The sequence below is a fragment of the Edaphosphingomonas haloaromaticamans genome, from assembly GCF_001853345.1.
GTDB classification, from domain to species: domain Bacteria; phylum Pseudomonadota; class Alphaproteobacteria; order Sphingomonadales; family Sphingomonadaceae; genus Sphingomonas_E; species Sphingomonas_E fennica.
In genome coordinates this window covers 1,504,763-1,528,823 of sequence record NZ_MIPT01000001.1, presented here as the reverse complement: position 1 = coordinate 1,528,823, position 24,061 = coordinate 1,504,763, and the positions used below count along the sequence as shown (strand labels likewise).

At 64.0% G+C, this 24,061-nt stretch carries 23 protein-coding genes; 9 read left to right on the top strand and 14 right to left on the bottom strand.

Annotated features, from left to right (window positions below):
• Positions 1–409: 409 nt before the first annotated feature.
• The gene (locus BHE75_RS07005; protein ID WP_070935570.1) at positions 410–646 is read left to right on the top strand and encodes a hypothetical protein; all 237 of its coding nucleotides are present in this window, start codon (positions 410–412) and stop codon (positions 644–646) included.
• A 179-nt stretch (positions 647–825) separates the two neighbouring features.
• On the opposite strand, the gene BHE75_RS07000 is transcribed toward BHE75_RS07005, so the two are convergent.
• Complete coding sequence (locus BHE75_RS07000) at positions 826–1,848, bottom strand: DUF2493 domain-containing protein (RefSeq protein WP_024019490.1); 1,023 nt, start codon at positions 1,846–1,848, stop codon at positions 826–828.
• A gap of 81 nt (positions 1,849–1,929) precedes the next feature.
• Positions 1,930–2,406, bottom strand: coding sequence for a DUF736 domain-containing protein (locus BHE75_RS06995; protein ID WP_024019489.1), 477 nt, complete (start codon positions 2,404–2,406; stop codon positions 1,930–1,932).
• Positions 2,407–3,211: 805 nt separating this feature from the next.
• Here BHE75_RS06995 and BHE75_RS06990 point away from each other — a divergent pair.
• The 6 genes from BHE75_RS06990 (at position 3,212) to BHE75_RS24405 (ending at position 8,656) form a co-directional block, all read left to right on the top strand.
• Positions 3,212–3,763 (top strand): TnsA endonuclease N-terminal domain-containing protein, encoded by a 552-nt coding sequence (locus tag BHE75_RS06990; protein WP_084653465.1) that lies wholly within the window; start codon positions 3,212–3,214, stop codon positions 3,761–3,763.
• The gene (locus BHE75_RS06985) at positions 3,760–5,427 is read left to right on the top strand and encodes a Mu transposase C-terminal domain-containing protein (protein ID WP_070933382.1); all 1,668 of its coding nucleotides are present in this window, start codon (positions 3,760–3,762) and stop codon (positions 5,425–5,427) included. Before BHE75_RS06990 ends, BHE75_RS06985 begins: the two co-directional genes overlap by 4 nt.
• Complete coding sequence (locus BHE75_RS06980; protein ID WP_070933380.1) at positions 5,418–6,329, top strand: TniB family NTP-binding protein; 912 nt, start codon at positions 5,418–5,420, stop codon at positions 6,327–6,329. The genes BHE75_RS06985 and BHE75_RS06980 overlap by 10 nt, the downstream gene beginning before the upstream one ends.
• Positions 6,319–7,608, top strand: a complete 1,290-nt coding sequence (locus BHE75_RS23120; RefSeq protein ID WP_084652988.1) for a TniQ family protein — start codon at positions 6,319–6,321, stop codon at positions 7,606–7,608. The genes BHE75_RS06980 and BHE75_RS23120 overlap by 11 nt, the downstream gene beginning before the upstream one ends.
• A 164-nt stretch (positions 7,609–7,772) precedes the next feature.
• Positions 7,773–8,168, top strand: a complete 396-nt coding sequence (locus BHE75_RS06975; protein ID WP_070933378.1) for a hypothetical protein — start codon at positions 7,773–7,775, stop codon at positions 8,166–8,168.
• A gap of 329 nt (positions 8,169–8,497) precedes the next feature.
• Positions 8,498–8,656, top strand: a complete 159-nt coding sequence (locus tag BHE75_RS24405) for a hypothetical protein (RefSeq protein WP_024019487.1) — start codon at positions 8,498–8,500, stop codon at positions 8,654–8,656.
• 810 nt (positions 8,657–9,466) lie between these two features.
• Here the strand turns inward: BHE75_RS24405 and BHE75_RS23115 are convergent.
• From BHE75_RS23115 to BHE75_RS06920, 10 genes are all read right to left on the bottom strand, one after another.
• On the bottom strand, positions 9,467–9,982 hold the full coding sequence (locus BHE75_RS23115) for a hypothetical protein (protein WP_024019485.1): 516 nt from the start codon (positions 9,980–9,982) through the stop codon (positions 9,467–9,469).
• An 11-nt stretch (positions 9,983–9,993) separates the two neighbouring features.
• Positions 9,994–10,230, bottom strand: coding sequence for a hypothetical protein (locus BHE75_RS23950; protein ID WP_139181664.1), 237 nt, complete (start codon positions 10,228–10,230; stop codon positions 9,994–9,996).
• 300 nt (positions 10,231–10,530) lie between these two features.
• A complete protein-coding gene (locus BHE75_RS06960) occupies positions 10,531–11,007 on the bottom strand; it encodes a hypothetical protein (RefSeq protein ID WP_070933372.1) in 477 nt (158 codons plus the stop codon).
• 110 nt (positions 11,008–11,117) lie between these two features.
• Positions 11,118–11,462, bottom strand: a complete 345-nt coding sequence (locus tag BHE75_RS06955; protein ID WP_070933370.1) for a DUF2958 domain-containing protein — start codon at positions 11,460–11,462, stop codon at positions 11,118–11,120.
• A gap of 529 nt (positions 11,463–11,991) precedes the next feature.
• Complete coding sequence (locus tag BHE75_RS06945; RefSeq protein ID WP_139181662.1) at positions 11,992–12,522, bottom strand: hypothetical protein; 531 nt, start codon at positions 12,520–12,522, stop codon at positions 11,992–11,994.
• 11 nt (positions 12,523–12,533) lie between these two features.
• Positions 12,534–13,007: a hypothetical protein gene (locus BHE75_RS06940; RefSeq protein WP_070933364.1), complete on the bottom strand. Its 474-nt coding sequence runs from the start codon at positions 13,005–13,007 to the stop codon at positions 12,534–12,536.
• A gap of 94 nt (positions 13,008–13,101) precedes the next feature.
• Positions 13,102–13,296 carry a hypothetical protein gene (locus tag BHE75_RS06935; protein WP_031309233.1) on the bottom strand — a complete coding sequence of 65 codons (195 nt, stop codon included), beginning with the start codon at positions 13,294–13,296 and terminating at the stop codon, positions 13,102–13,104.
• A 100-nt stretch (positions 13,297–13,396) separates the two neighbouring features.
• Positions 13,397–14,107 carry a hypothetical protein gene (locus tag BHE75_RS06930; protein ID WP_070933362.1) on the bottom strand — a complete coding sequence of 237 codons (711 nt, stop codon included), beginning with the start codon at positions 14,105–14,107 and terminating at the stop codon, positions 13,397–13,399.
• A gap of 81 nt (positions 14,108–14,188) precedes the next feature.
• Positions 14,189–15,100 carry a hypothetical protein gene (locus tag BHE75_RS24885; protein ID WP_254684381.1) on the bottom strand — a complete coding sequence of 304 codons (912 nt, stop codon included), beginning with the start codon at positions 15,098–15,100 and terminating at the stop codon, positions 14,189–14,191.
• Between the two features lie 73 nt (positions 15,101–15,173).
• Positions 15,174–16,367 (bottom strand): DUF932 domain-containing protein, encoded by a 1,194-nt coding sequence (locus BHE75_RS06920; protein ID WP_070933360.1) that lies wholly within the window; start codon positions 16,365–16,367, stop codon positions 15,174–15,176.
• 229 nt (positions 16,368–16,596) lie between these two features.
• Here BHE75_RS06920 and BHE75_RS06915 point away from each other — a divergent pair, with 229 nt between their 5' ends.
• Together BHE75_RS06915 and BHE75_RS06910 are read left to right on the top strand one after the other, a co-directional pair.
• On the top strand, positions 16,597–17,118 hold the full coding sequence (locus tag BHE75_RS06915; protein WP_070933358.1) for a MucR family transcriptional regulator: 522 nt from the start codon (positions 16,597–16,599) through the stop codon (positions 17,116–17,118).
• 113 nt (positions 17,119–17,231) lie between these two features.
• Positions 17,232–17,525: a thermonuclease family protein gene (locus BHE75_RS06910; RefSeq protein ID WP_254684380.1), complete on the top strand. Its 294-nt coding sequence runs from the start codon at positions 17,232–17,234 to the stop codon at positions 17,523–17,525.
• 21 nt (positions 17,526–17,546) lie between these two features.
• Here the strand turns inward: BHE75_RS06910 and BHE75_RS06905 are convergent, their stop codons facing one another.
• Both BHE75_RS06905 and BHE75_RS06900 read right to left on the bottom strand, forming a co-directional pair.
• Complete coding sequence (locus tag BHE75_RS06905) at positions 17,547–21,839, bottom strand: strawberry notch family protein (protein ID WP_070935566.1); 4,293 nt, start codon at positions 21,837–21,839, stop codon at positions 17,547–17,549.
• 124 nt (positions 21,840–21,963) lie between these two features.
• The gene (locus BHE75_RS06900) at positions 21,964–24,060 is read right to left on the bottom strand and encodes a ParB/RepB/Spo0J family partition protein (RefSeq protein ID WP_070933354.1); all 2,097 of its coding nucleotides are present in this window, start codon (positions 24,058–24,060) and stop codon (positions 21,964–21,966) included.
• Between the last annotated feature and the right edge of the window lies 1 nt (position 24,061).

Genomic DNA, 24,061 nt, shown 5'->3' with positions numbered 1-24,061 from the left:
CCTGGACGGTCTTGAAGCGTTGTCCTTATAGCCCAAAGGCCCCGAAATCACAAGAAAATCGCAGGTGGCAGACTTGTCTGCCAGCGGAAGGACAAGGAAATGCTGGGCTTTTTGCATATCCCACGCTGAGCCGGCAGACGTGTCAGCCAGAGACAATGCCTGTTGGCTGACACGTCTGCCAGGGCAACGCTTTGTTTATATGTGTTTTTCTGGTCAAGGCACCCGTGCGTAGGGTGCATTACAAACGCCGAAGCGGCGTGCGTCCCTCGCCACGCTGCGACGGCGTCGCTGCGTCAGCAAATGATGGTGCGGGCGGCTCTCTTGCCGATGCTCTGGCGATTGCGACGCGCGGCCTGTCATGCGACAAGGCGGGCGGCGGACGGACCGGCAGTGAATGAGGAAAGCGGTCATGCCGAAAATGTCCGATAGGGAGCGGCTCGCCGATCTGGCCGAGAAGAGCCGCAAGCTGGCTGAGGAAATGGAAACGACGCGGCGGCGCGTGCGCGAACGCTATGGCGCGCTCGTCACCGCGTTGCCGGTGGAGTCGATCGGGGAACGCGAGTTTCGCGAGGCGGTCGGGCTTCTGGTCAAGTTGGACGGGCAGACCGCGATTGCCGCGCTCAAGGCGGCGCTTCCCAAGTCCTGACCGGGGATGTCGTGGGCCACGACTATTCCCCCTGAGCGGGGATCGCGCGCCCTGTGCGCTCTCCCTTTTCTTGGGATCCTTGCCGCCGCGCCGTCAGGTGCGGCGGCGGCCTGTTGCACAAGAAAAGCCGATGCGGCGCGAAGCCGCATCGGCCATGTTCTGGCGGTTTGCGCGGTGGGTCAGGCGGCGAAGCGCCTGCGGGTCTTGGGCAAGGGCGTTGCGGCCTTCTGGCTGGCGCGCATGATGACATGCGTGGGCACGCGCCGTCCGCCCGACTTGGGGTTGAACAGTTCATATAGATGGTTCTGGATGCCGGAGCCTTCGCAAAGGATCGCCTCGATTGGCAGCAAGTCCAGAATGTCCCTGTTGCGGTCGAACGCGCGCTTCTTGCCTTTCCCGCGTCCTTGCAGATCGAAGCTGATGCAAAACACGCCGTTGCGGGCTGCCCAAGAGGCGGCGGAGGCATCTACTCCGGTGCGCTGGCCGGTGGTGACAAGCGCCATATGCGGGATACGGGCATGGATGACGTCCAGCCGGTTCCAGATGATTTCCCAATCGTGCCAGTCGGTAGGCCCGGATACGACGACGACCGGACCCTGCGGCTCGTATCGGTCGCGGCGCTTTTCGGCACGGGCGCGCAGGAAGTCTAGCGCGCTGATCTGGCTGGCGGTCGTGATGTGGGAGGCTTTGGAGCCTTTCGTCGGGGTCCATGCGCGGCCCGAACATGCCTGATACATGGCGGCGGCATAGTCGCGCATGGCTTCGACTGCGGCGCGCTGCTCGGCAAGCGACTGGCATTCAAGTTGCTTGTCTTCAAGCTCCTTGTTGAACACTTCGCCGGGGTCGAGCCGCCGCGTCATGTCGCGGATAGTGTCGGCCAGGCGGTCTTCGGACCGTTCCAGTTTTCCGGCGGTAAAGTGGAAGCTGTTGACGAAACCCCAAGCGATTTCCGGGGCGAGCGGGTCAAGCCGGGTGTCGGTCAACAGGTCGAACATGGCTGCAATGATGCCGCCACATTCCGCCTGTGCCGCGAGCGGGTCGGGCATGTAATGTTCGCCCGCATCCTCGCCGGGTTCGATGATGGTCAGGGGCAAGGGATCGCCGAACGAGGCTTCAAAGGCGTCCGTTGCCGTCATCTCCGCGTAGAGTTCCGGCAGGTCCGTAAAGCTGCTAATGCTGCGCTTAGCCGTGGTCTTGTTCATGGGTGCTTACTCCATTGATCTTGCATCGGTCAGGGTCCGGGGAAGCGTTCCAGCGCTCCCCCGGCCCGTCGTTGGCTTGGGTTAGAACGGGATTTCGTCGTCCAGCTTCTGGGTGGCGTCCGGCCCGACATACTCCCCGCCGTCATCAGCGGTGCTTTCCCCCATGCCGCCCGCGTTGCGGGGGCGTTCGTCGCGGTAGCTGTCACCATTCGAGCGCGTAACAGGCGCGAAGTCGTCCCGCCGCTTGGGCCTGCGCCATGCGACATTGAAGCCCTCTTCTCGCGTGCCGAACAACGCGATGGGGAGCGGTTCCGGCATCGATGGATCGTCGATGTTTCCCTGAAGGAAGATTTCGCCGGTCTTGTTCGATGTGGCTTCCCAAAGCGCCCCGATCTGAACCCAGCGGTTGCTGACGTTCTGCGCGAGGATTTCGTAAACCGGGGCTTGGTCGTTTTCGCTTTCGACCGAACGCAACCCCAAGCGGGGAAGATCGATCGTGTGCGTGGCAATCCAACCGAGAAGGCGGCCATTCTTCAAGTTAAACTCACCGATATTCATGTCCTTTACTCCTTCATTTCTTGCTTCCGGGCCTTTCCCTTCCGCACCTTCTTTATACTTCCTCCGCTACATTCCATCTATGTGATTGTTTTCTTGACACGATTTCATCGTGTCTGGTGAGCCTGAGCCACAAAAGAGGACGCGATAGCGGCCCTCAATCAAGAAAAGCATGCCGGAGGCATTCCTGCCTGATCATCGGAGAACGAGGCCTGGGGCGTCGTTCATCGCATCCGGAGCCGCCTTTCGCCGGGGCTCAAGGGGCGGGACCGGACCGATGGCGCAAGGGACGTCGCGCTGCGGGCTTTAGAAGTTCTAGGAGATAAGAGGCCTGTCGACACCTTTGGATCAAGTAATTCCGTCGACAGGCCTCTTATCTCCTAGAACTTCTTGCCCGGAGGCAGCCCTTGCGACAGCGGTTCGGTTCCGTCACGCCGAGACACTGCGAAAGGTGGCTCTGGATGCGATGAACGACTTGGTTCGACGGTGATTGCGGGGTGCGGCGTCCTCGCCGCGCCCCGCGCCAAGGTGGCCGCATGCGCTTCGGATGGGGAGGCCGCCAACGGGTGCGAGAGACCATGGGCAACCACGAATTGTGTCAGTTTCCAAGGTTTCGTGAATCGGCGAGAGCCGAAACATGAGTCTTCGTGCGGGCTTCTCCCCGCGATAATATCCAAGGTTTGTGAATCGGCCTGAAAATGTCCAAGGTTGTGCGAACTGAGTCGCATGCAACTTTGGAGGAAAATTGAGGCGCGTTCCGCTCAGCCATCGGTCGCATGTGACTGGCTTCAACGCCGTGCCGACAGGCATGACGGNGCACGAGAGCGCGCNCGAACGCGACTTCGTCACGCTGTCGAGCTTCGCCGATCGCGATGCGAAGANCACGTCGCAGCCGATCACGNTCCGGTTCGAGCATGATGGTGATAGGCGACGATACACGCCCGACTTCCTGTTGGAATGGAGCGACGGCCGCTCGGAACTGGTCGAGGTCAAATATCGGGCGGACCTGCGCGCGGGATGGAAGCGGTTCAGGCCGGCGTTCGCGGCGGGGCGGCGCTGGATCAGGGAGCGCGGTGGAAGCTTCCGGATCGCGACCGACCGGACAGTCCGATGTCCTGCACTGGATGCCGCGAAGCGCCTGCTGCCCTTGCGGAGCGCCACTCTCGATCCTGATCTTGCGAAAACCACGCTGGCGATGGTGCGGACGTTGCGAGATCCGACCTTCCAGGAGTTGGCGAACGCGATGCCGGCGGCGCGGGAAGAAGCGCTTGGCGTGATCTGGCGCATGATCGCACAAGGTATGCTGCGCATCGACGTGTCGGCGCCGATCGTGCCGGCGACACGGATCGGCCTGCCATGACACGGCCGCACCTGCTGAACGTAGACGAGGATGCCTGGGCGGAAGCCCGCCGTTGCTTGCCGGTAGTCAGGATGCTCGCCAACAAGGCCGACCGGACCCGCGCCGAGGTCGAAGTCGCCGCGCGCGAACTGGGCTATGGGCCGACCCATCTCTACAGCCTGTTGCGTCGCTATCTGGACGATCCCCGCCTTACNAGCCTCCTGCCGCGTGCGAGAGGGCCTGCGCCGGGGGGAGCCTTGCTCGATCCGGCGGTTGATACTGTGATCGAAGAGGTAATCGACAGCTNCNACTTGACCCGGCAGCAGCCCCTGATCGCCGACCTTGTGAGGGTCGTTCACGAACGCTGCCATCAGGCCGGCCTTCCGGTGCCGGGCCGCAATACGATCGCTCGCCGGGTAGAGAAGCGTCCCGCCGCCAAGGNGCTCGCCGAGCGGCGTGGCCGCAAGGCTGCGCGCGATCGCTATGGTCCCGTCACCGGCNCGCTGGTCGCGGAATACCCGCTGTCGCTGATCCAGATCGACCATACGCTGGTCGACGTGATCGTGGTGGACACCGAGACGCGGGAGCCGATCCAGCGGCCCTGGCTGACGCTGGCGATTGACGTGGCGACGCGATGCGTGGCGGGCTTCCACCTGTCGCNGGAGCCGCCGTCGGCAACTTCGGTGGCGCTGTGCATCAGCCATGCGGCACTGATGAAGGAAGGCTGGCTGGCGGCGCGGGGCATCGNGGATGAGTGGCCGGTCTATGGAATCCCCGAGCGGCTGCACCTCGACAATGCCAAGGAGTTCAGGTCGGAGGCGCTCAGGCGCGGCTGCCAGGAATATGGCATCGACATCGATTATCGGCCCGTCCGGACACCCCACTATGGCGGGCACATAGAGCGGCTGATCGGCACGATGATGGGCAAGGTCCATCTGCTCCCTGGAACGACCTTCTCCGACATCCGCGTGAAGGGCGACCTCAATCCCGAGAAGACGGCCGCCATGACCATCGACGAGGTGGAGCGCTGGCTCGCCCATGCCATCGCCGGCGTCTATCACCGCAGCCTGCATCGCGGCATTGGCATGCCGCCGCTGGCGGCGTGGACCAGGGGGATCGCCGGCGATGACAAGGTGCTGGGCCGCGGAGCGCCGACGATGGTGCCCGATCCACGCCGGTTCCTGATCGACTTCCTNCCGATTGCCATGCGCCGGGTCCGGCGCGACGGCATCTCGCTGCACTCGATCCACTACTGGGCCGACGTGCTGCGGACCTGGATCGGCCATCCCGAGCCGATGATCGTGCGCTACGACCCGCGCGATCTCAGCCGCATCTACCTGCTCGGCGAGAACAATCACTATTACGACATCAGCTACCGCGACCTCGGCCGCCCGCCGATCAGCCTGTGGGAGCACCGCCTGGCGCNCAAGCGGTTGCGCGAGGAAGGCCGCGCGCTTGTCGATGAGGCGGCGATCTTCCGCACCATCGCGGCGATGCGGCGGATCGCCGACGATGCCGTGCTGGCGAGCAAGACAGCGCGACGCCAGCGGGCGCGCAGGCTGAGGGTCGTTGATGGCGGTCGGATGGATGATGCGCGCGCCGCGTTGCGCACCGAGGCCGACGATCAGACCGAGGCCCGGCCCTTCAATCNCGACGACATTTATCCGTTCGAGGAATGGTCGTGACCGGGAGTTACGCGCATCTCCATGCCGCGGTTCGGCCGCTGGCCGACGAGGATGCGGCGAGCCGTATCTGGCATATCCGCATGGACAGGTGGATCGGCTACGCTCGGGCGGACGCTGCCGNCGAGGCGCTGGAGGAACTGCTCGACTTCCCGCAGCGCACGCGCATGCCCAATCTCTTGTTGGTCGGGCCGACTAACAACGGCAAGACGATGATCGTCGAGAAGTTCCGGCGCGCATATCCTCGGATCGACGCGACGGACTGCGAGAACCGGGTGGCAAGCGTGCCGGTGCTGTCGGTGCAGATGCCCTCCGCCCCGGACGAGAGCCGGTTCTTCGCCGCCATCCTTGACGAGCTTGGGATGCCGTATGACAACCGAGCGCGTCCCGTCGCTTTGCAGGACGTGGCGGTGCGCACAATGCGGCTGACCGGCGTGCGGATGCTCGTGATCGACGAACTGCACAACCTTCTCTCGGGCTCAAGGTCCAGACAGCGCCAGTTACTCAATCTGCTGCGTTGGCTCGGCAACGAGCTGCGTATCCCGCTGGTCGGGGTCGGCACCGGCGAAGCGTTGCAGGCGATCAACAGTGACGACCAGCTCGTCAGCCGGTTCGAGCCGTTCATGTTGCCGCTGTGGACCGAAGGCGATGCGTATCGCCGCCTGCTCGGGACGCTGGAAGCGGTGCTACCGCTACGACGCCCTTCGAACCTGACCGATCCCGCGCTGTCGGCCAAGATCCTGACTGCGGCCGAAGGCGTGCTCGGCGAGGTGATCGCAATCGTCAATCGTGCCGCCGTGCTGGCAGTCAAANCGGGAACCGAGGCGATCTCGGCACGGCTGATCGACGACNTCCGGTTCATCCCGCTCTCCGAACGCCGTAGGGCCAGCCGCCATGCTCTATGAGGTGACGCCGGTGACGCGACCGCCACCGCGCGTCGTGCCGTTGCCGATCATGGTCGATCCGATGGAGGGAGAGGCCCTGATCTCCTGGTGCCATCGCCTCGCTGCCCGCCTCGGCCTTCGTCTCCACCAGACCGCGCGCATGCTGGGCGTAGACACCAGCGATCCGGCGTGGTGGCATCGTCCCGGCCCGGAAGTGCTCTTGGCGATCTCGCGTCGCACTGGCGTTGGCATGAAGCGCTTACGAGCCATGACCTTCCTCGACTGGAAGGGCTTGTCATCGCAAAGAAATCCCGGTCACATCGTCGGCCGTTGGTCACGGGATCTTGTCAGGCCGAGAGCGGACTGCAGCCCACATTGCGTCGCCTGTCCGCAATGCCTCGTGGACGATCGAGAGCCTTGGGTGCGGCTCGACTGGCTGACGGGATGGGCGTCCTTGTGCCCCGTGCATGGGACAGTGCTCATCGAACGATGCAGGAAATGTCACGCCCCGTTGCGCATGCCTACGCTGGAGGTAAACTATACGCCCACTCTGGGAACCTGCCATAAATGCGGCGCTCGTCATTGTGACGCGCCTTTAACGATCGCCCACCCGCCGGTTCTCGAGCTTCAGGAAAAGATGTTGAGAGCGATGCGGGAGGGTAAAGCCCGCTTCCCCGGTCTGCGAACTTGCGCGTGGTCAACGATGGTGGCCCTTGTAGCCCAAATCNCCTGGACCTTATGGCAATCGAGNGACGGGCGCCGTCGGCTCGTTCTGTTCGTCCGGATCGCGCAGGAACTCGGTCTGCCACCGACCCAATCAGGGTCGGGGAGCCGGGCTTATGAGTTGATGCTGATACTCGTCTGGATGTTGCGAAAACCTTCGGAACGATGGTCTGTCATCCTTGGGGTAAAGCCCGACACAGAACAGGCATCGGAAGTCGTTATGCGTCTGCCGATGCGTCAGAGAACACGGTTATTGAACATCCTCTCTGTTGACGCGACCGTGCGCAGACAGGCCTATATGCGAACGCTAAGTGACCCCCTTTGCCAGACCGATTGCTATCCGGACTCCGATACGCTGCAACGGCACGGTGCCGTCGCCACGAGCGAACCGATATATCGAAAGCTGCTGGCCATCGCCCGTTGCCGCGAGGGCGCCTCGGTCGAGGCGATAGTCGATGAGAGCAACCACCGGCGCCACAGGGTCGATCGATGGTGGCACAAATACCGGCCTGAAACCGAACACAAAGCCATCGCTGAATCTGCTTCCCCATCTCGCAATCCCTTGGCCAAGGTTTAACGAATCGAGTCCGCAAAACCTTGGACCAATACGCGATCCTTGGACCCGGTTCGCGAAACCTCGGAAAGCGACAAATTGCGCCTGTCCGGGACAACCGGCGCGATTGTCCGCTTGTAATTTTGTTCGCAAAATGTTCTGATGCGCTCCGAAAGCATGGGTGCATTATGATCGAAAAATATCTCGCTGATTTCGACTTCAACCTGCCGCTCGATGACGCAACAGGTGACCCTGAGATCGTGTTCGTGCGCCGCAAGCTGGCGCATGTTGCGCGGTCCGAAGGTCTCGACGGCGGCTATTACGAGGCGCAAGAGCTTGCAGAGGCGTTTCTCGACGCCGCGCGAGAGGCTAATGCACAAATCGTCGACGAGGAGAGTCCAGCCCGGCTGGGGCTTAGGGACATTCTCGATCGGGGCTCTCCCTACCAGCGGGCGCTGTTCGATACGGTTGCCGAACTCCCTCTCCCGGACGCTGCGTCGCATCTTTGCTGGCTCACCGATCTGATGAAGAGCCGGGCGGAGATGTTCCGTCCCGTGCAATCCGCGCGTCTGGCATCGAGCTGATCGACCTCATTTGGGGTGCCCCAATAGCGGGTCCAGGCGCCCCCGCTTGATAATCTGAATTCCTGAACCCGGTTCGCTTGGCAGCAAACCGGGTTCTGCCTATAGGAGCGCGGCCTGCCGGTGGTGGGCCGGAGTGTCGAAACTCTGAACGATAGAGCTGGCTGCATGGCTTTTCGCGGCCGGATGGCCTGTGCGCATGTCCAGGCTGTTCGCAGCTAAAGGTTCAGGCACGCGTCTATCGTCGCGTTTTCGATCGTCCGGCTCAGGGGCCGGCACCCTCTCTGGTAGAGGGTGCCAGCCGGCTGAGCGATTTGAGGAAGGGCACGATCATGAATCAGGAACCCGATGGTCTGACACGGGCCATTGCGTTGATGGAGGAGGCACTGGACCTCCTCGTTGACCCCGAGGACGGCGTGGTTGCCATGCGTCTGTCCCACGCTCTCGATCTTGCGCGGGAACGTCAGAACGCGAAGCACCGTTCGGTCTAACTCACCGGCTTCTGGCCGGAACCATTGGAGATGCAGTCAGGCGTAGCCCGCGGCGACGCCCTCGGTGGGCACGGTTTGAATACGGACCTCTGAACCGAGGATCCGGGCAAACTGAGCGGTCGCCGCCAGGAGTTGCGACTGCCCAGTGAACATCTCGATCGTGTAGGCATCGCGGGCCAGCATCTCGCCATCTTCCTCGACCTGTTGGGTATAGGTCTTGGGCCAATGGCAGAGCAGCAGCCAGGGCCAACCGGGTTCCGATGGGCAATACTGGAAGAAGGTGATGCAGGTTGCGGCCAGGTGGCTCGGACGCCGCGCAAGCAGGTCGGGTGGGACGGGCTCAGACCGTTCGGCTGTCAGAAAAGTTTCGAGTTCGACCAACTCTTCCGCCGTCTCGACGATGATGGGATAAAATCGGCCGAGCGGAAGAGACTCGCTGGCATAGTGGCGGGGAATGTCGATCAACACCACCACCGGCGCCGTCGGTAATGGAAAGGNATAGAGCCGTCTGCGGGCGGCGAGGTCATCTGTGAGACGCATGATGAAGATCCTGATGCTGGAAGCAGCATGTGACGATCAATCGAAACTGCTGCTGGATTGAGCGGCATCTCGCGATCCGCAGCCTTCCTCTGAAGACCGCCGCCTTCATCCATCCTCCCCCTCCCGCCAAAGGGCGCTTGAGGGATGCCGGCGATTGACGGACCTGTTGGGCTACTGCTGGACTCCAGCGCATTCAGCATTCGGGGTCACCCTTGCGGCGCTGGACGTGTCCTTTCCTGTCGGCCTGTCCTCACCCGATCCAACATGCACTTATGCGGGACCGATACGCGGACCTTGGAGGGATGTTGGATTGCTGATTTGCGCTGAAGGTGCCTCGCTCGGGTCCCCCTCGACTACCAGTGGCGGAACTCGAACGTCAGCCGCATCGAAGTATGCGATGATTGCGTCCAGCGATGCGAGCTTTTCGACCGTGCCACGGTTGATCACGACAGTGTCGTCTTCATCCGCTGCGAATGATACAGGTGCGCCATCGCCCGTAAACACGACACGTTCGGCTCCCCATTCGCCGGCATAGGCGCCGGACCATCTGGCGAAGACCAGGCGCTTTTCAACACACCACGTCTCGAGCTTTTCGAACCGCCCCCACGCGACTTCATGCGCGTAGAGACTGAGCCGCGCACCGGCAACGCGATGATCAGGTTCGAAGGGTTCGCCGTCCCATTCAATTGACAGGCCTTCACTGGCAATGATCTCCGACAATTCGATATAGTCGGTCGCAGTGAGCGATCCGCCCAATTCGATCGACGCTGAAACACGATTGGCCATGGATATCCTCCTCAGGCGTGGTCACGATGAACATTGGCAGGGCTAGTGCTCTCTGCTTCAATCCATTCGGCCAAACTGTCGCCTTCACCGTTGCAGTTGTCGCAGAATGTGCAGTCGTAGACGCCGGTGAGTGACCAGTCCTGCGCAGTGACATCCCACCGGGCGCTGGCATCACGGACGATTTCACTGCTTCCGCAGTTGCGGCAAACAGGACGGACCATTGCCTTGTTCGTAGCGTTCGTCGACATCGTGGTGGTCCTTTCTTTGATCGGTCGATTTTCACGCAACCTGGAGCAGAAGATTTTCATCGGGTTCGGGAGAGGTGCTCGTGACACGGAAGGGTTGCGTCGGATTGTTCGTCCGAACCACGAGCTGATAGCGGCCGGTTTCCCGGCGCCTCTGGACGGCGACGGCATAGGCGTGCTCGAACGAAGCGAGCCTTCCCCGTAGGGGCGAGTTGCGGGACATGAGATGCTCCCTGAATCGAGGGTGGCGAGATTGGTGGGCTGACCAAACTTCCGGCCGACCTAGGCGATGGTCCGGTCGGCTCAATGGTTGGCGGTTAGGATGTCGAGGGCCATGTGCAAGCCAGCTTCACCCGCGTCGTTCAGTATGATGGCGTCGGGATTGGCACGCAGCACGGCTAGGCGCACGTTGGCGCGGGCGTAGCGACCGAACGGATACTGATAGATCTGCCCATGCTCGATCGTCACCAGATGGGTCTGCATCAGCTCGATCAGACGCCGATGTTCCAATGCCCGGTTCAGCAGCAGGCCGATTTCCCATTCCAGATCATGGTCGATGCGGACGCCATCGATGACGGGTTGCGGCCGGTTCGCCTTGAGCCAGGCGTTCACCTCGTCTTCCGTCGGGCGACCTTGCCGGGTGATGAAGTCGGCGCCGCCAGTGCCGCTGTTACGGGCGCGAAAGGCAAGTTCGCCGTCGATCCAGACCTCCGCGGCGTAAGCGGTGGAATTGATCGAAAGCGCTTCGCTATATTCGATATTGCGCAGTTCGATTTGCATGGCATCTGCCCTTGGCTATTGTCGGCGCTCCCACGGGCACGAGGGCCGGCACGCGATGCGGCCAGCCCCTCGGCTCGGGTTTGGAAAAAATGATCTTGCGGCGTGGACGCTCAGGCCGAGATATAGCCGGCGGCGACGGCTTCGCGGGCATATGCGCTGAGCGACTGCTTGGGCTCGAACCAGAGGTCGCGTTCGATCGACATGCCGGTCGCGCCGAGGATATGCTGAAGCTCGGCAAGCGAAACGCAGCCAAGTTCCGGGCTGCCGACGCCAAGATCACATAAGCCGAACAGCATGTCCGGATCTTCGACATCCACCTCGGTGAGAAGCCAGGTCGCGTTGGCGTCAGGCGTGAACAGCTTCACGACCGGCAAGGGGTCGATATCCTCGCCTTGAGCGGCGCGCCGGCCATTGGCGAGAAGGGCTCCGCGGATTTCGGCGGTAATGAGTTCCATGAGTCACCTCGTCGTAAGAGAAAGCGAGGCGCTGATCCGACCGATAACGGCCATCGCGCCTCACCGTCCCCGACCTCCTTCCCTCCATCGACTGGCCTGGATCATCGCGGCGCTGTCGATGGATGGGTCAGAGCGTTCGGCGAGGAAGACCGCGAGACATTGAGCGTCATCGTAATGATCGGCATCGCTNACGCAGGCGCGGGCGAGCCGGCGCCATGTGGCATCTTCGAAGTGGCTGGCTGCAAGACCGTAAAGGGCGTCGTCCTCGTAGGACTGTGCCGATTGCAGCGCGGCGGGAGAGATATTGGCCTCAGGATCGAAGGCCAGGATCGTCGCGGCCTCATATTCGGCTGCCGTAAGGGCGATGACGCAGGCAGCGAGGTGCTCGGGCACCGCAAGCGCGGCATGCTGCGGCAGGTGGACAGTGTTTGGCATGGACAGGTCTCCGGTCGGGCGACGGACATCCCGCCGCACGCCCTTCACCACCACCTTCCCTCCACGCGGCGGCACGGCGGAATTCGGCGAACCATTATGGCGCATGCGAGGAAATGATCCGGCTGGCCAGAACCGCAATCTCGTCGCGGTCCGCGGTCAGGGTGCAGTCGCCGGGCAGGACGACGGAATCCTCGGAGCCGATCCGGCCTTTGCTGATGAAGATCCGCCAAACGCCACGTCTGATTTCACCCTGCGTCCTCGGGACGGTGTCCAGGTGGAACAGATCGGCCCATTGGCGCCTGTCGGGATCATCGGAGATATCGGCCCAATCACCCAACATGCCCCAGACCGTATATCCGTCGATCGACGCATGATGTTCGCGGGCCGCTCGGCGCTCGGCCTCCCGCCGCGGGGCTTCACGCCTTGATCGCGCTTTAGCCTGTTTCAAGCGGAGCGATACCAGTCCCTTTTCAAGCTGGTCGACGATCGTGGGAGCTAGAGTCGCCTGCCGGCCGGACAGAAGCCACGGCCGATCGCCCGATGGATGCGCCGCGCTGTGTCGCAGCAGGGTCAGGAGCGTGTCCAACTCGGTCCTGGACAAGGTGACTCGCAGGCCCGTGGTCATTGCCTGCGTTTTCATGACGAGACCGCGGCTGCGGCGCGGGCATCCAGATCGGGACGGGTCGAGGCCTCCGACTGGACATCTTCGTCGCATGGCGGGGCCGGCTCCGAGAGCGTCCGGTCGATCGCGCGTCGGGCAAAATCCGATATGCGTTGCTCGTCATTGTAGACGCTGCCGGATGCCAGATCGAATGCGACCCGCTTTGCCTGGCTCCAATCATAGGCCTCGATACGGTAGGTCTCCGAGGCGAAGCGCTCTTGGCCGCTGACGAACTCGATCTCGACGGAGAAGATAGTCGGCTCGGTTGGAGCTGCCGCCAGCGACACTGCCTCGGCGCCCAGCAGGTCGCTTGCCGTGGTGCGGAGGCCGTCGATTTCAGGGTCGAAGTCTTCCCAATGCTCATCTTCCGGGCATTCGTCGACGAGATAGTTCGAGAGCAGGTCGTAGATCTGCTCAAGTACGCGATAGCGCGCGGCTGAGGTGGTCATGGCTATTCCTTTCGGGAGATGATCGGCGCGGGCGCGCCTATGAGAAGCCCGGCGCGGTGGCCGGGCTTCTCGCGTCGGTGGATGCTTGCTGGCTTCAGCGGCGCAGCCCGCCGGAAGCGATGTCTTCGATCCAGCCCGATGCCTCGTCGAAGTCGGCGTCATCGTCGCCAACGAGCGCCGCGAGCGCGACGGCGCCTGTGCGTCCGAGTTGCCCCAAACGCTGGAGGGCGGCATGCAGGATCGGAGCAAGCTGTTCCGGCGATGCCGTGTCGATCTCGTCAATTTTCATCATATTACTCCTCGGTGGAATATGGCCGGGAATGGCCCGCAGTCGCGGGGTGAGAATCCGGCGTGCCCGGCCGGTCACGCTGGAAGCGAGACGACTGGCTTCAGGCCGCTTTGGCGGGGAACCATTGGTACAAGAGATGAGCGTCCGGACGGTCCTCGGTGCCGATCGCGATCCGCACCAGCGTGCCGTCACAGGCAAACTGCGCCGCACGCGGGAGGGTGAGATAGCTCGATCCCTCAAGGATAATATCTTTCGACCGAACGGCCTTGATGGTCCGCGTGGTTCCGATGGCGCGATGCCAGCCCGGTGCGCTGATGAGTTTCAGCTGGTCGCCTGGCTTCACCCGCTTTTTGAACGCGGCGAGCGATACGATGCTCGCGACCGTGCTGCCTGATCCGCGCCGGTCAGCCAACGCCGCCCAATAGGGTTGTCCTATGCGGACCTCGCAGAAGAAGGCGCAGTGGTGCGAGTCCTGGTAGATGTTCGAACGGGTAAAGCCGAAGCGCTCGATCTGATCCTTGACCGTGACGATGAAGGCGTTTTGCGCGTCCCGCCCGGTGAGGTCCTCGGGCGCGTCGAGAACCTCCGCGATGATCTTGCGACCGCCGGAGAAGCTTTGCGTGAGAATTGCAAAGCGCGCGTTGGGGAAAGAGACGCGCAGATGCGGTTCGAGCCGGGCGACGATCGCGACGAGGCTTTCGCCCGGCCGCTGGAGATCACCCTGGTAGAGGAAGTTGCCGCGGTCATCGAACGTGACCTGGCTGTAGAGAGGCGCGGTCGACGCGGCCGCCGAACTCGGTTCGCTGTGCATGGATCATATCCTTCAGATGCACGAAACCCGGCGCGATGGCCGGGTCTCGTGGGTTTCATGGTGGGAGGGTGGACCAGCGTGTCAGGCCGGATCGTCGGGCCGATCGAGCAGCAGGACGGCGATCGACGGCTTGTCCGATATGGCGGACTTGCGGCTGTCGTAAGGATGGCGGCCTTTTTCCGCGATCGTCAGCATGTCGAACACCGGCGCGGGAGCCCCTCCGCCGTCCGGCACGGTCATTCCGGCATCGTGATACTGGATATCGACAAAGCGCGGCGGGCCATCGGTGCGATAGGGACCGAAGTAGAAAGTGACGCGCAGCCCCTCGCTCGACTTGGCGCTGACGGTGAATCCGCCGTCCGGTATGTCGATCGGGAGCGTCGGGACGTCGTTGAACGGAGCAAATCCCATGCTCGCGGCGCTGGCGCTGGTCATGATCGGCAAACCGAGCGTCTTTGCCGGCTCGTTGGGCAACGCCTTGAGGGCTTCGCTCATCAGCCATTCCGTGCCGCCCCCCAGGATTTCGGTGGGCGTGATCACGAAATAGCCGCCGCCCCGCGATCCGGGACGGGCACGCGAGCAGCTGGTCGACCACTCGAACCCGAAGGGCAAGGCCGAGAGGCATATCGCCTGGATTCCGGAGGCGATCGCAGCCACGTCTGCGCAGTCACCATGGATGAAAACGCGTTTGCGCATCCCATCGGCATCATCTTCGATCGAGAGATCGGCGTCGAAGGTCGGAAAGTCCGGGTCGGTCCAGATTTGCAGGAATCCCGCGAACGGGTCTTCTTCCTGTGCGAGTGGCGGAAATGCAGCATGGAATGCGTCGCTGCATTCGGCGTAGTAGCCCTTTGCCGCGTCAAGCCCGTCTTCCTCTCGTCCGGGAAAACCGCAGACAATCGTGTGCGAGACTTCGAAGCATTCGCTCAGAAGATCGGCTTCCGCCGCGCTCACCGCGATCTCGAATGCAATGGAGGTGAAATAATCGGCCATTGGAATGTCTCCATGGGGATGTCCGGCACCCGACCCTGTCGAAGTCGAGCGCCGGCCAGGTGGAAGTGCGCGATCAGCGGACCTGCTCGAGGAGATGGCGTGCCTTGCCTTCGAGTTCGAGCCGGCCATCCTGCTGGGTCTTGGTCCGCGCGAGCGCGGTGATGCCGCTCACGAAGTCGAAGACACTCTCGGGCGGCTTGCCCTCCTCGTTGAGCACGGTTTCGATGATCTTCGTGGTCTCGGATTTCGAGAAGCCGCGCTTGCGCAGAAAGTCGGTGCGGTCCTCGTCGGTCCGGGCGATGACGCGCTCGCGCGCCGACCGGATGCCGTCGATGAACGCGCGCGGCGAGGCGTCGGCATAATGCGCGAGCGCCGGTTCGGCCTGCTGGGCGAAGCGTCCGGCGGCGAACTTGGAGTGCCGGATCTTGATCTCCTCGAAATGCTCGACGCCCCAGAGGATGCGATTGGCGCACACGGCGCGAAGGTAGAATGTCGCGATCCCTAGTGTTTTTGCGCCGACCTCGCTGTTCCAACAATAAAATCCACGAAAGAAGAGATCGGGATCGCCGTTCGGGAGCTTGCCCGCCTCGATCGGATGCGTGTCGTCGACGAGGAACAGGAACACGTCCCTGTCCGACGCATAGAGCGTGGTCGTCTCCTTGGTGACATCGACATAGGGGTTATATTGATGCGTCGCCCAGTCGAGCACGCCGGGCACTTTCCAGCGTGTGTCACCGGTCCCGTTGCCGGCGAAGCGCATGACCGCCGACACCAGTTCGTGATCCCAGATGCGGCCATAATCGGGTCCGGTGATCGCGCGCAGTTCGGTGCGGCCGTCATCGGTCTGGAGCAGCTTCACCTGTTCGCCGCGGTGATGGAGCAATCCATGCTGGAGATTGATGCCGGCGAGCGCGGCCGGGAGATTGCGCAGATAGGACGCGGGTGCCCCGACGAGGCTGCACGCCTGGCCGAAGGACCAGTTGGTCGGCGCGATCGGACGGTCATTGCCCGGAAGCATGAGGGCGAGCCGTTCGGGCTGGTCGCGGCTGGCCTCGACCCGGATCGAGCGGCTTTCGACGATCTGGGTGTGCGCGCGATCCGCGCGGCGGTGAACGCTGTCGTAGAGGTCGCCGAGCGAGAGAAAGCGTTCGTCATCGGGCCGGTTGAACCATTCGGACGAGACGCGGCTATTGGATTTGCCGCGCGAGACGTCGACGCGGTAGCTTCCCGCAGCCGGGGTAGCGGAAGCCTGGGCAAGCGTTGCCATCTGGATAACTCCTGTCTGGTGAGGATTGGAGATCCGCGCCCCGGCGCATTTGCCCGGCACGAACCCACCACTCACCTTCTCCCTTCCCTCCAGACCGGGCCGATCCGAATTGCTGCTGAATCCGGCAGCATCTCAGGCGGGGTGAGAAGCAAGTTCAGCTTCACAACGCCGATGAACAGCGATAGCGACAGGCCCACCGGCGCTTCCCTGTTTCGAGAAGGATTAACCAATGACTGAGACAACGGACGGGCAAGCGACACTGGTTACTTTGACCGCCGATATTGTTGCGGCCCATGTCAGCAACAACAGTGTGGCGGTTGGCGATGTTGCCTTGCTGATCCAGAACATTCACGGCGCGCTGAGCGGCCTTGGCGCCCCGCAGGCGCCGATTGAAGTCCGTCCCGAACCGGCGGTATCGATCCGCGCATCGGTGAAGCCTGACTATATCGTCTGCCTGGAAGACGGCAAAAAGCTCAAGATGCTCAAGCGTCACCTGATGACGCACTATCAACTGACCCCTGAAGACTATCGCGCGAAGTGGAATCTGCCGGCAGACTATCCGATGGTTGCGCCGAGCTATGCGGAGAAGCGGCGCGCGTTGGCGCACAAGATCGGCCTCGGTCGTAAGCCGGCGGCGAAAGCGCCTGAGCCGGCCCCAGCCGCAAGTCCTGCAAAAGCCGCCAGTCCCGCGAAGGCGCCCGCCGTTCGCCGCCCGCGCAAGAAAGCCGCCGAGGCGACGCCGCCCGCGTGAGGCCCAACCGTCGAGCTACCGTTCGATCGGCGCTGATCGCAATGGCTCTCGTGGCATTTCCATCGGCTGCGCACGCGGATCCCTGTACCGCACCGCTTCCGGCGCGGGGCACCGTGTTCAGCGGCGTGGTGCGCTATGTCGGTGACGGCGATAGCCTTTGCATCGGCCCGAAGGGTAAACCGGATCGCTGGGTCGAGGTCCGCCTGGCGGATTTCAATGCTCCGGAATTGAATGAGCGCGGCGGCCAACAGGCCAAGGCGCTGCTCCGCCAGCGGGCGATGGGCCGCCAACTGGTCTGCACGGCCGGACGGCGCAGCTACGATCGCGTTGTGGCCGCCTGCACGCGAGACGGCCGCGCTATGGGCGACGAACTGCGACGCCGCGGTGGGACAGAGGGCGGCCGCTAAGCCGCCCCCGCCGGTCGCCAGTCACAACGCCGACATACGCTCCAGCATGGTTTCAGCCTTATCCGGCGGCAGAAACAACCGGGTGCGGAAGCTGATGATCTCGGTGAACGCGCCCAGCGACTTCAACCAGTCGAGCCGCTCATACGGATAGCCCCGGATCTCGAGCCTCTGCTGGCCGTTGACGCGGACCCGGTGGAGCCGCGCGCCGGGCAAGGCGTCGATCGGGGCACCGTCGATCCCGCTCGCCGAAGCAATGATGTCGGCAGGCGAGAGCTTCACCGCGTCGGCGACATCGAAGCTGGCGGCGGTTTCGGAGAGCATTTCGGCGGAGATGATGCGGCCGAGCCGCGCCTGGCCGCTCGCCTCGTCGACGATCCGCCAGACCCGCACATCGTCCTCGGGCAGCTTGTTCCAGACCGGCAGCAGCAGGCCGGTGGCGATATGGACGGTCTCGATCTCGACCTGTTCGCGCGCCTGATCGGCTTCCTCACGCCAGAACTGTTCGAAAGCCCCCTTGTCGATCCGCTGCCAGAAGCTGCGGGCAAGGCTTTCGAACCGGGTTCGATCCTGGCCCGTGGGCCGCACGAGCTGGCACATTGCGATCGGCTGGCCGTCCTCGTCCATCGTCGACCAGGAGGGTACGCGCAAGGCGACCCGGCCCGACCGGGAATTGCGCAGATACGCGATGTCGTCGGTCTCGCTCCACACACTCATCAGCCGCTCGAACCCGGTGACATTGCGCTTGAGATGAAGCTGGAGCTTCTGGAGCCGGGTTTCGGCGCCGGAAACATCATCGCGATGGATGACGATGTCGGAAAGCAGCTCGACCTTGCGCGCTAGGATCGTCTCGACGCCGAGATCGAGCGTTCCCGCCTCGCGCGCCGCATCGATGCGCGCCTGGATCAGCGCGAAGAACTCCTCGAAGATCGCGTTCTGCGTCGCGATGCGCAGCGCCAGCAGGCGATTGAGCCAGCGCTGGATCGTCGGCAGCTTTTCCAGCAGTTCGCCGGCGTCGCCCTGGGTAAGCTTGAGCGCCGTCATTTTCTCGAACGCGTCGAGCGTGGTGCTGGCGAGCTTGCCGGCGTGGAGCAGATGATACCATTGATGGAGCGCGTCCCTTGCATAGTCGCTCTCAAGATTGTCGGCCGGGTCGAACAGATTCTGGCTGCCGGCCTGCCGCTGGCCGCGCGTCAATGCACCCAGCGCATCGAGCCGGCGGGCGATGGTGCTGATGAACCGGCGCTCGCCCTTGCAGTCGGTGGTCACGGGCCGGAAGATCGGCGGTATCGTCTGGTTGGTGCGGTGCGTGCGGCCGAGGCCTTGGATCGCGGCCGATGCGCGCCAACCCGGTTCGAGCAGGAAATGGACGCGGCGTCGCCCGGCGCTCTTGCACCCCCGGTCGGAGTGATAGGAGCGCCCGGTGCCACCGGCCCCGGAGAAGACCAGCACCTCCTTGTCACCATTCTGGAAGGCATTGGTGTCGGCGATCCGGGCCAGCGGGCTGAGCCGTTCGATCTTCTGCCGTCCCGAGCGATCGGTGACGATACGACGCGAGCGGCCGGTGACCTCGGCCACCCGGTCGGTGCCAAAGTGGCGGATCAGCTCGTCGAGCGCGGTCGCGACCGGCGGCATCGCGCAGAGTTTCTCGATCAATGCGTCGCGAGCACGCACCGCTTCCTGGCTGAGGACGGGATTGCCGTCCGCATCGCTGGCGGGGCGCGAGCGAACCTCGCCGCTATTGTCCTTGAACACCTCCATCTGCCGGACGGGGAATGCGTCGGTCAAATATCGGACAAGGACGTCGCGGGGAGACAAGTCCAAATCCAGATTGGCGCGTTCGTCGGGCGACAGCGCCGCGAGCCGCCGTTCGAGGATGGCTTCCGAGGTCGAGACCAGCTGCACGACCGCGACATGGCCCTGCGCCAGCTCGGCCTCGATCGCCTTCAGCAGCGTCGGCATCTTCATCGCCACCAGCAGGGCCGAGAAGAAGCGCTGGCGCGAGCTTTCAAACCGGGACAGCGCCGCGCCCTTGGCCTGTGCGTTCAGCGTGTCGCCGCCGACCCGGTCGATGACATTGGTCGCCTTGAGCACAGCGTCGAGTCCGGCATGCACCACCTGCCAGGCGTCGGCATAGGCGTCGTAGATCGCGATCTGCGCCGGGGTCAGCTTATGTTCGAGCGGCTCATATTCGATGCCGGCATAGGACAGCGAACGCGCAGTATAGAGGCCGGTGGCCTTGAGATCGCGGGAGACGACCTCCATCGCCGCGATGCCGCCTTTCTCCATCGCGGCGGTGAAATTGGCGCGGGTGGCGAAAGCGGTGCCCACGCCCCAGAGGCCTAGCCGCTGAGCATAGCCCAGATTGGCGGGCGTGGTGGCGCCGGTCGCCGAGACGTAGAGGATGCGGGCGCGGGGCAGCGCGTTCTGGAGGCGCAGGCCGGTGATCCCCTGCTGCGAGGCGACCCCATCCCCGAAATCGCTGGCCGAGGGCGCGGCATTGGCGAGCGCATGGGATTCGTCGAGGACGATCAACCCTTCATAATCGTCACCCAGCCAGGCGAGGATCTGGTCGAGGCGCGATGTCCCCTTGTCGCGCACCGAGCGCAAGGTGCTGTAGGTCAGGAACAGGATGCCCGCCGACAGGGTGATGGGTTGACCCAGACCGATCGCGTCTAGCGGCTGGATATCGACACCCATGCCGCCGAGTGCTTCCCAGTCCCTGCGGGCATCGCCCAAAAGCGGTCCGTTCAGCGAGATCCATAGATGGCGGCGGTTACCGCGGCACCATTGGTCCATGAGGCAGGCGGCGGCTTCGCGGCCCTTGCCGACCCCGGTGCCGTCGCCGACGAAGAAGCCTTGCCGATAGACATGGCCTCCCTCTTTCTCGAACAGCTGGTCACCCGCCTCGTTTGGCAGATAGTGGCCCGGCAGATCGCGCGCGAACGCGCTGCCCGCGAGAAGGACGGTCTCGAGCTGGGCGCTCGAAAGCGCCGCAAAGCTGCCCGGCGGCAACGCGGGTGTGTAACTTGGCACCGGCGGGAGCACCGAGGCCATCGCCAGCGTTTCGACCAGCTCGTCGGGATGCTCGGCAGCGCCCGGAATGTCGATGCGCGACAGTCTCCAAGGCGCGAAGATGCCCGCCGTCTCGCCTATCGGCAGCGGCTCGTTACGCACGACGAACTCTACCGGCAGCGCGGCGGAAGCGACGCTCGCGACAACCGGCGGCGCGAGCGGTCGCGGCACGGTCCCCTTGGTGAACATGGAAAAAGCCGGCCTGCGGGTGCAGACCGGCTTGGGAGGCACAACGGGTGCCGGCGTCGCGGGCGGTGTCGGCGGCCCCAGTCGCTCGGGCAGCGCGAGGACGTGCGGCAAGGCCTCGGCCAGCGTCTCGGCCAGGATGCGGCGGGTCTCGCCGGTCCAGCCCTTGTCGAAGATCAGCAGCCGGATGCGCGCGCTGGTGCCGTGCTTGGCATAGACGTCGCCGAGGATGTCGATCTCGGCGCGCGGACGCACAACCTCGCGCACCGACGCATAGCCGGTTCGGCCGGGACCATCGGCGGTGAAGCTCGACGGCATGATCGCGACGCAGCGGCCGGCCTCGCGCAATCGCAGCAGCGCCGAACGCAGATGACGGGCGCCGGCATGGCGGTCGCGGCCGCGGCCCTCGCTGCGCGAGAAAGGCGGATTGATGAGCACAACGTCGGGCGCGAAGCTCGCCGGGAGCCAGTCGTCGATCGACCCGCCGTCATACCGCGTGACCAGCTGGGCCGCGACATGAGCGAGCAGGTCGGCACGCTGGGGGTCGCGTTCGTTGAGATGCAGCACAGCGCCGGCGCGCGCTGCGAGCATGGTGAGCATGCCGGTGCCCGCGGAGGGTTCGAGCACGACATCCGACGCTGTCACCCGCGCGCAAAGGGCGGTGAGCCAGGCCAGCGCGGCGGGCGTGCTGAACTGCTGGAAATCGACCTGATGTTCGGAGCGATAGGTCTGGGTCGGTAGCCCGCGTTGAAGGTCGACGAGCACGCGCAGGACCGCGGCCGGCTCGGACAGCGCCAGCGGCGAGGCGTCATCATCGCGCAGGAACAGCACCTGGCCGGCTTCGAGCGCATCATAGGCGTCGCGCATCGACCAGGCGCCAGAAGCGTCGTCGGCCCCGAATGTCTCGCGCATCAGCCGGGCAAGATGCTGGCGCGAGAGCGTGCCGGCGCGGGCAAGATGATCGGCGATGGCAAGGGCGACGCTATGGAGGCCCGCCGCCTTGCGAGCGGTATCGGCGGCGCGGGCGTCGAGGCCCGCGGCAAGCTGGATAGTCATGATGATGATCTCCGGAAGAAGCGCGCGCCATCGGTCCGCACACGCGGACGCAAAGGAGCGGCGACGAAAAAGGAACGGGCCGGAACGCGATGCACCCCGGCCCGAGAGGGATGAAAAGGTCTGATCAGGCGGCTTGCGCCAAATCATCGCCATCGACCTCATTGGCGAGGTCATTGGCCCCATCGTTCGCCGCCTCGACCGGCTCGTCGGCCGATTCGTCGGTCAGCGAGGCATCCCCGCGCGCACCGATGGCGGCGGCAAGTTCCGCACGGGTCGGACCGCTGCTTTCGACGGGCGCCGGTTCCTCGATCCGCATCGGCTGCGGCAGCCAGGCGACCACCTTGTCCTTGATCTCGGCTTCGATGATCGTCTGGCCGGCGAACAGCTTCTCGGCCGAGGCCGCGAGGTCGGCCTTCTTTGCCGCGCCGTAGCGGGACTTGAGATCCTCGCCGCCGATCTCTCCGAACAGGTCGAGGATCCAGTTTCGGGTCACCGCGTCGAAGAAGTTGCGGGCGGTGGGACGCCACCAGCGGGCGACATCGATGTCGAGGCTGCGGCCGAGATGGCGCAGGAACGGCGCCCCCGAACCGCTGTCCGTCACCGGCTCGATCGTGCGCGCGATCGCCCAGGCGAACCAGGCGGCGCGGGCCTCGTCGGGAAGCGCCCGGAACGCATCGAAGCGCGCGACCGCATCGTCCCCGTCACGCCAGCTCTGATCGAGGTCGGCTTCGAGCTTTGCCCAGGCTTCCGCCGCCGCCGTCTCGCTGACATAATTGCCGACCCGGCGATCGGGCAGCGGCGCCTTGAGGCCCGACGCGAGGTCATAGGCCCCGGCGAACTTGCGATGGGCGCCGTCGACCATGATGAAGGTGCCCAGATCCATCGCGAAGTGCGGATCGTTCGCGACATGCAGCGCGACCAGCTCGGTCCGCATCAGCGCAAGGCGATCGACCAGCTTCTGGCTCAGCGAGGCCTTGCGCGGCGTCTCGGCGGCGTCCGTATCGTCCGAGCCGTCGCCGTCATCCCCGTCGGCGTCGGGATCGATATCCTCGTCTTCCTCGTCCGACGCAGCGACAAACAGGGTTTCCTCGACCATGGGCTGGCCGTCCTCGCCGATCACGACATAGGCGAGCGCCCGGGCTTTCTGCTCGGGTTCATAGACCGCCTGCCGGTCCTGGATCGCGCCGAGTTCCTCTTCGAGTTCGTCGATCCGTTCGAGCTGTTCCTCGCTATAGTCTTGGCTATCCGCGGCGGCTTCCTCGATCTCTTCGATCTCGGCCTTGATCGCCTGCTGACGGGCTTCCTGCTCCTCGGTGAGGGATGGCAGGATGCCGTCGATACGCCGCAGGCCCATGGTCGCGGTATAGGGCACATGGGTGGCCGCGATGGTGCGGACCTCGGCGAAACCTTCGCGCTCACGGATCGCCTCGGCGGCTTCGGCGAGGGCTTCATCGGCGAGTTGATCGAGGAGTTCACGATTGGTCCAGAGTTCACTTTCGGCATTGGAGTAGAGGTCGCGGTCGATCGTGCCGCCCGCCGCGAGATAGGCGTCGCGCCCGACCAGCAGTGCCTTGGGATGGCCGCCATTATAGCTGCCGGCGCTGACCTGCCGTTCGATCTCGGCGACATTGTTCGCGTAGTAGGTTCCGGCGAGGCTTTCGAACACGGAGGCCTGACGGACCGGATCGGAAGTCTTGGCATAGGCCTTGGCGATGTCGAGCGTGATCTCGCCCCTGGCCAGCGCCTCGAACACCGGGGTCGCGAGATTGGCGAGGCGCAGGCGTCCCTCGACGAACCGCACGGTCAGGCTGAACCGCTTGGCGATGTCGGCGACCGTCTTCTTTTCCTTGTCGATGATCGTGCGGAACGCGGTGCAGGCGTCGGCGGGATTCATCGCGAGCTGGAAGAAGTTCTCGGCGAGGCTCATCGAGATCGCGTCGGCGGCGCTCGGCACCACCATCACCGGGACCTGGAAGTCCTTCGGCAGCACGCCCTTTTCGATATTGGCGAGGGTGCGCGAAAGGCGGCGACCGCCGGCATAGATGTCGTAATGATCCTTGCGGCGCTTGATCGGCACGCCGATGAGGTTCTGGAGGACGATGCCGGTCTCGCCGAGATGGGCTTCGAACTGGGCATCCGCGTCGGCATTGCTATGCTTGCGGACATTGTCTTCGGCCACGCGGCAGTTGACCGCGGGCACGTAGAGGATGGGATAGGTCATG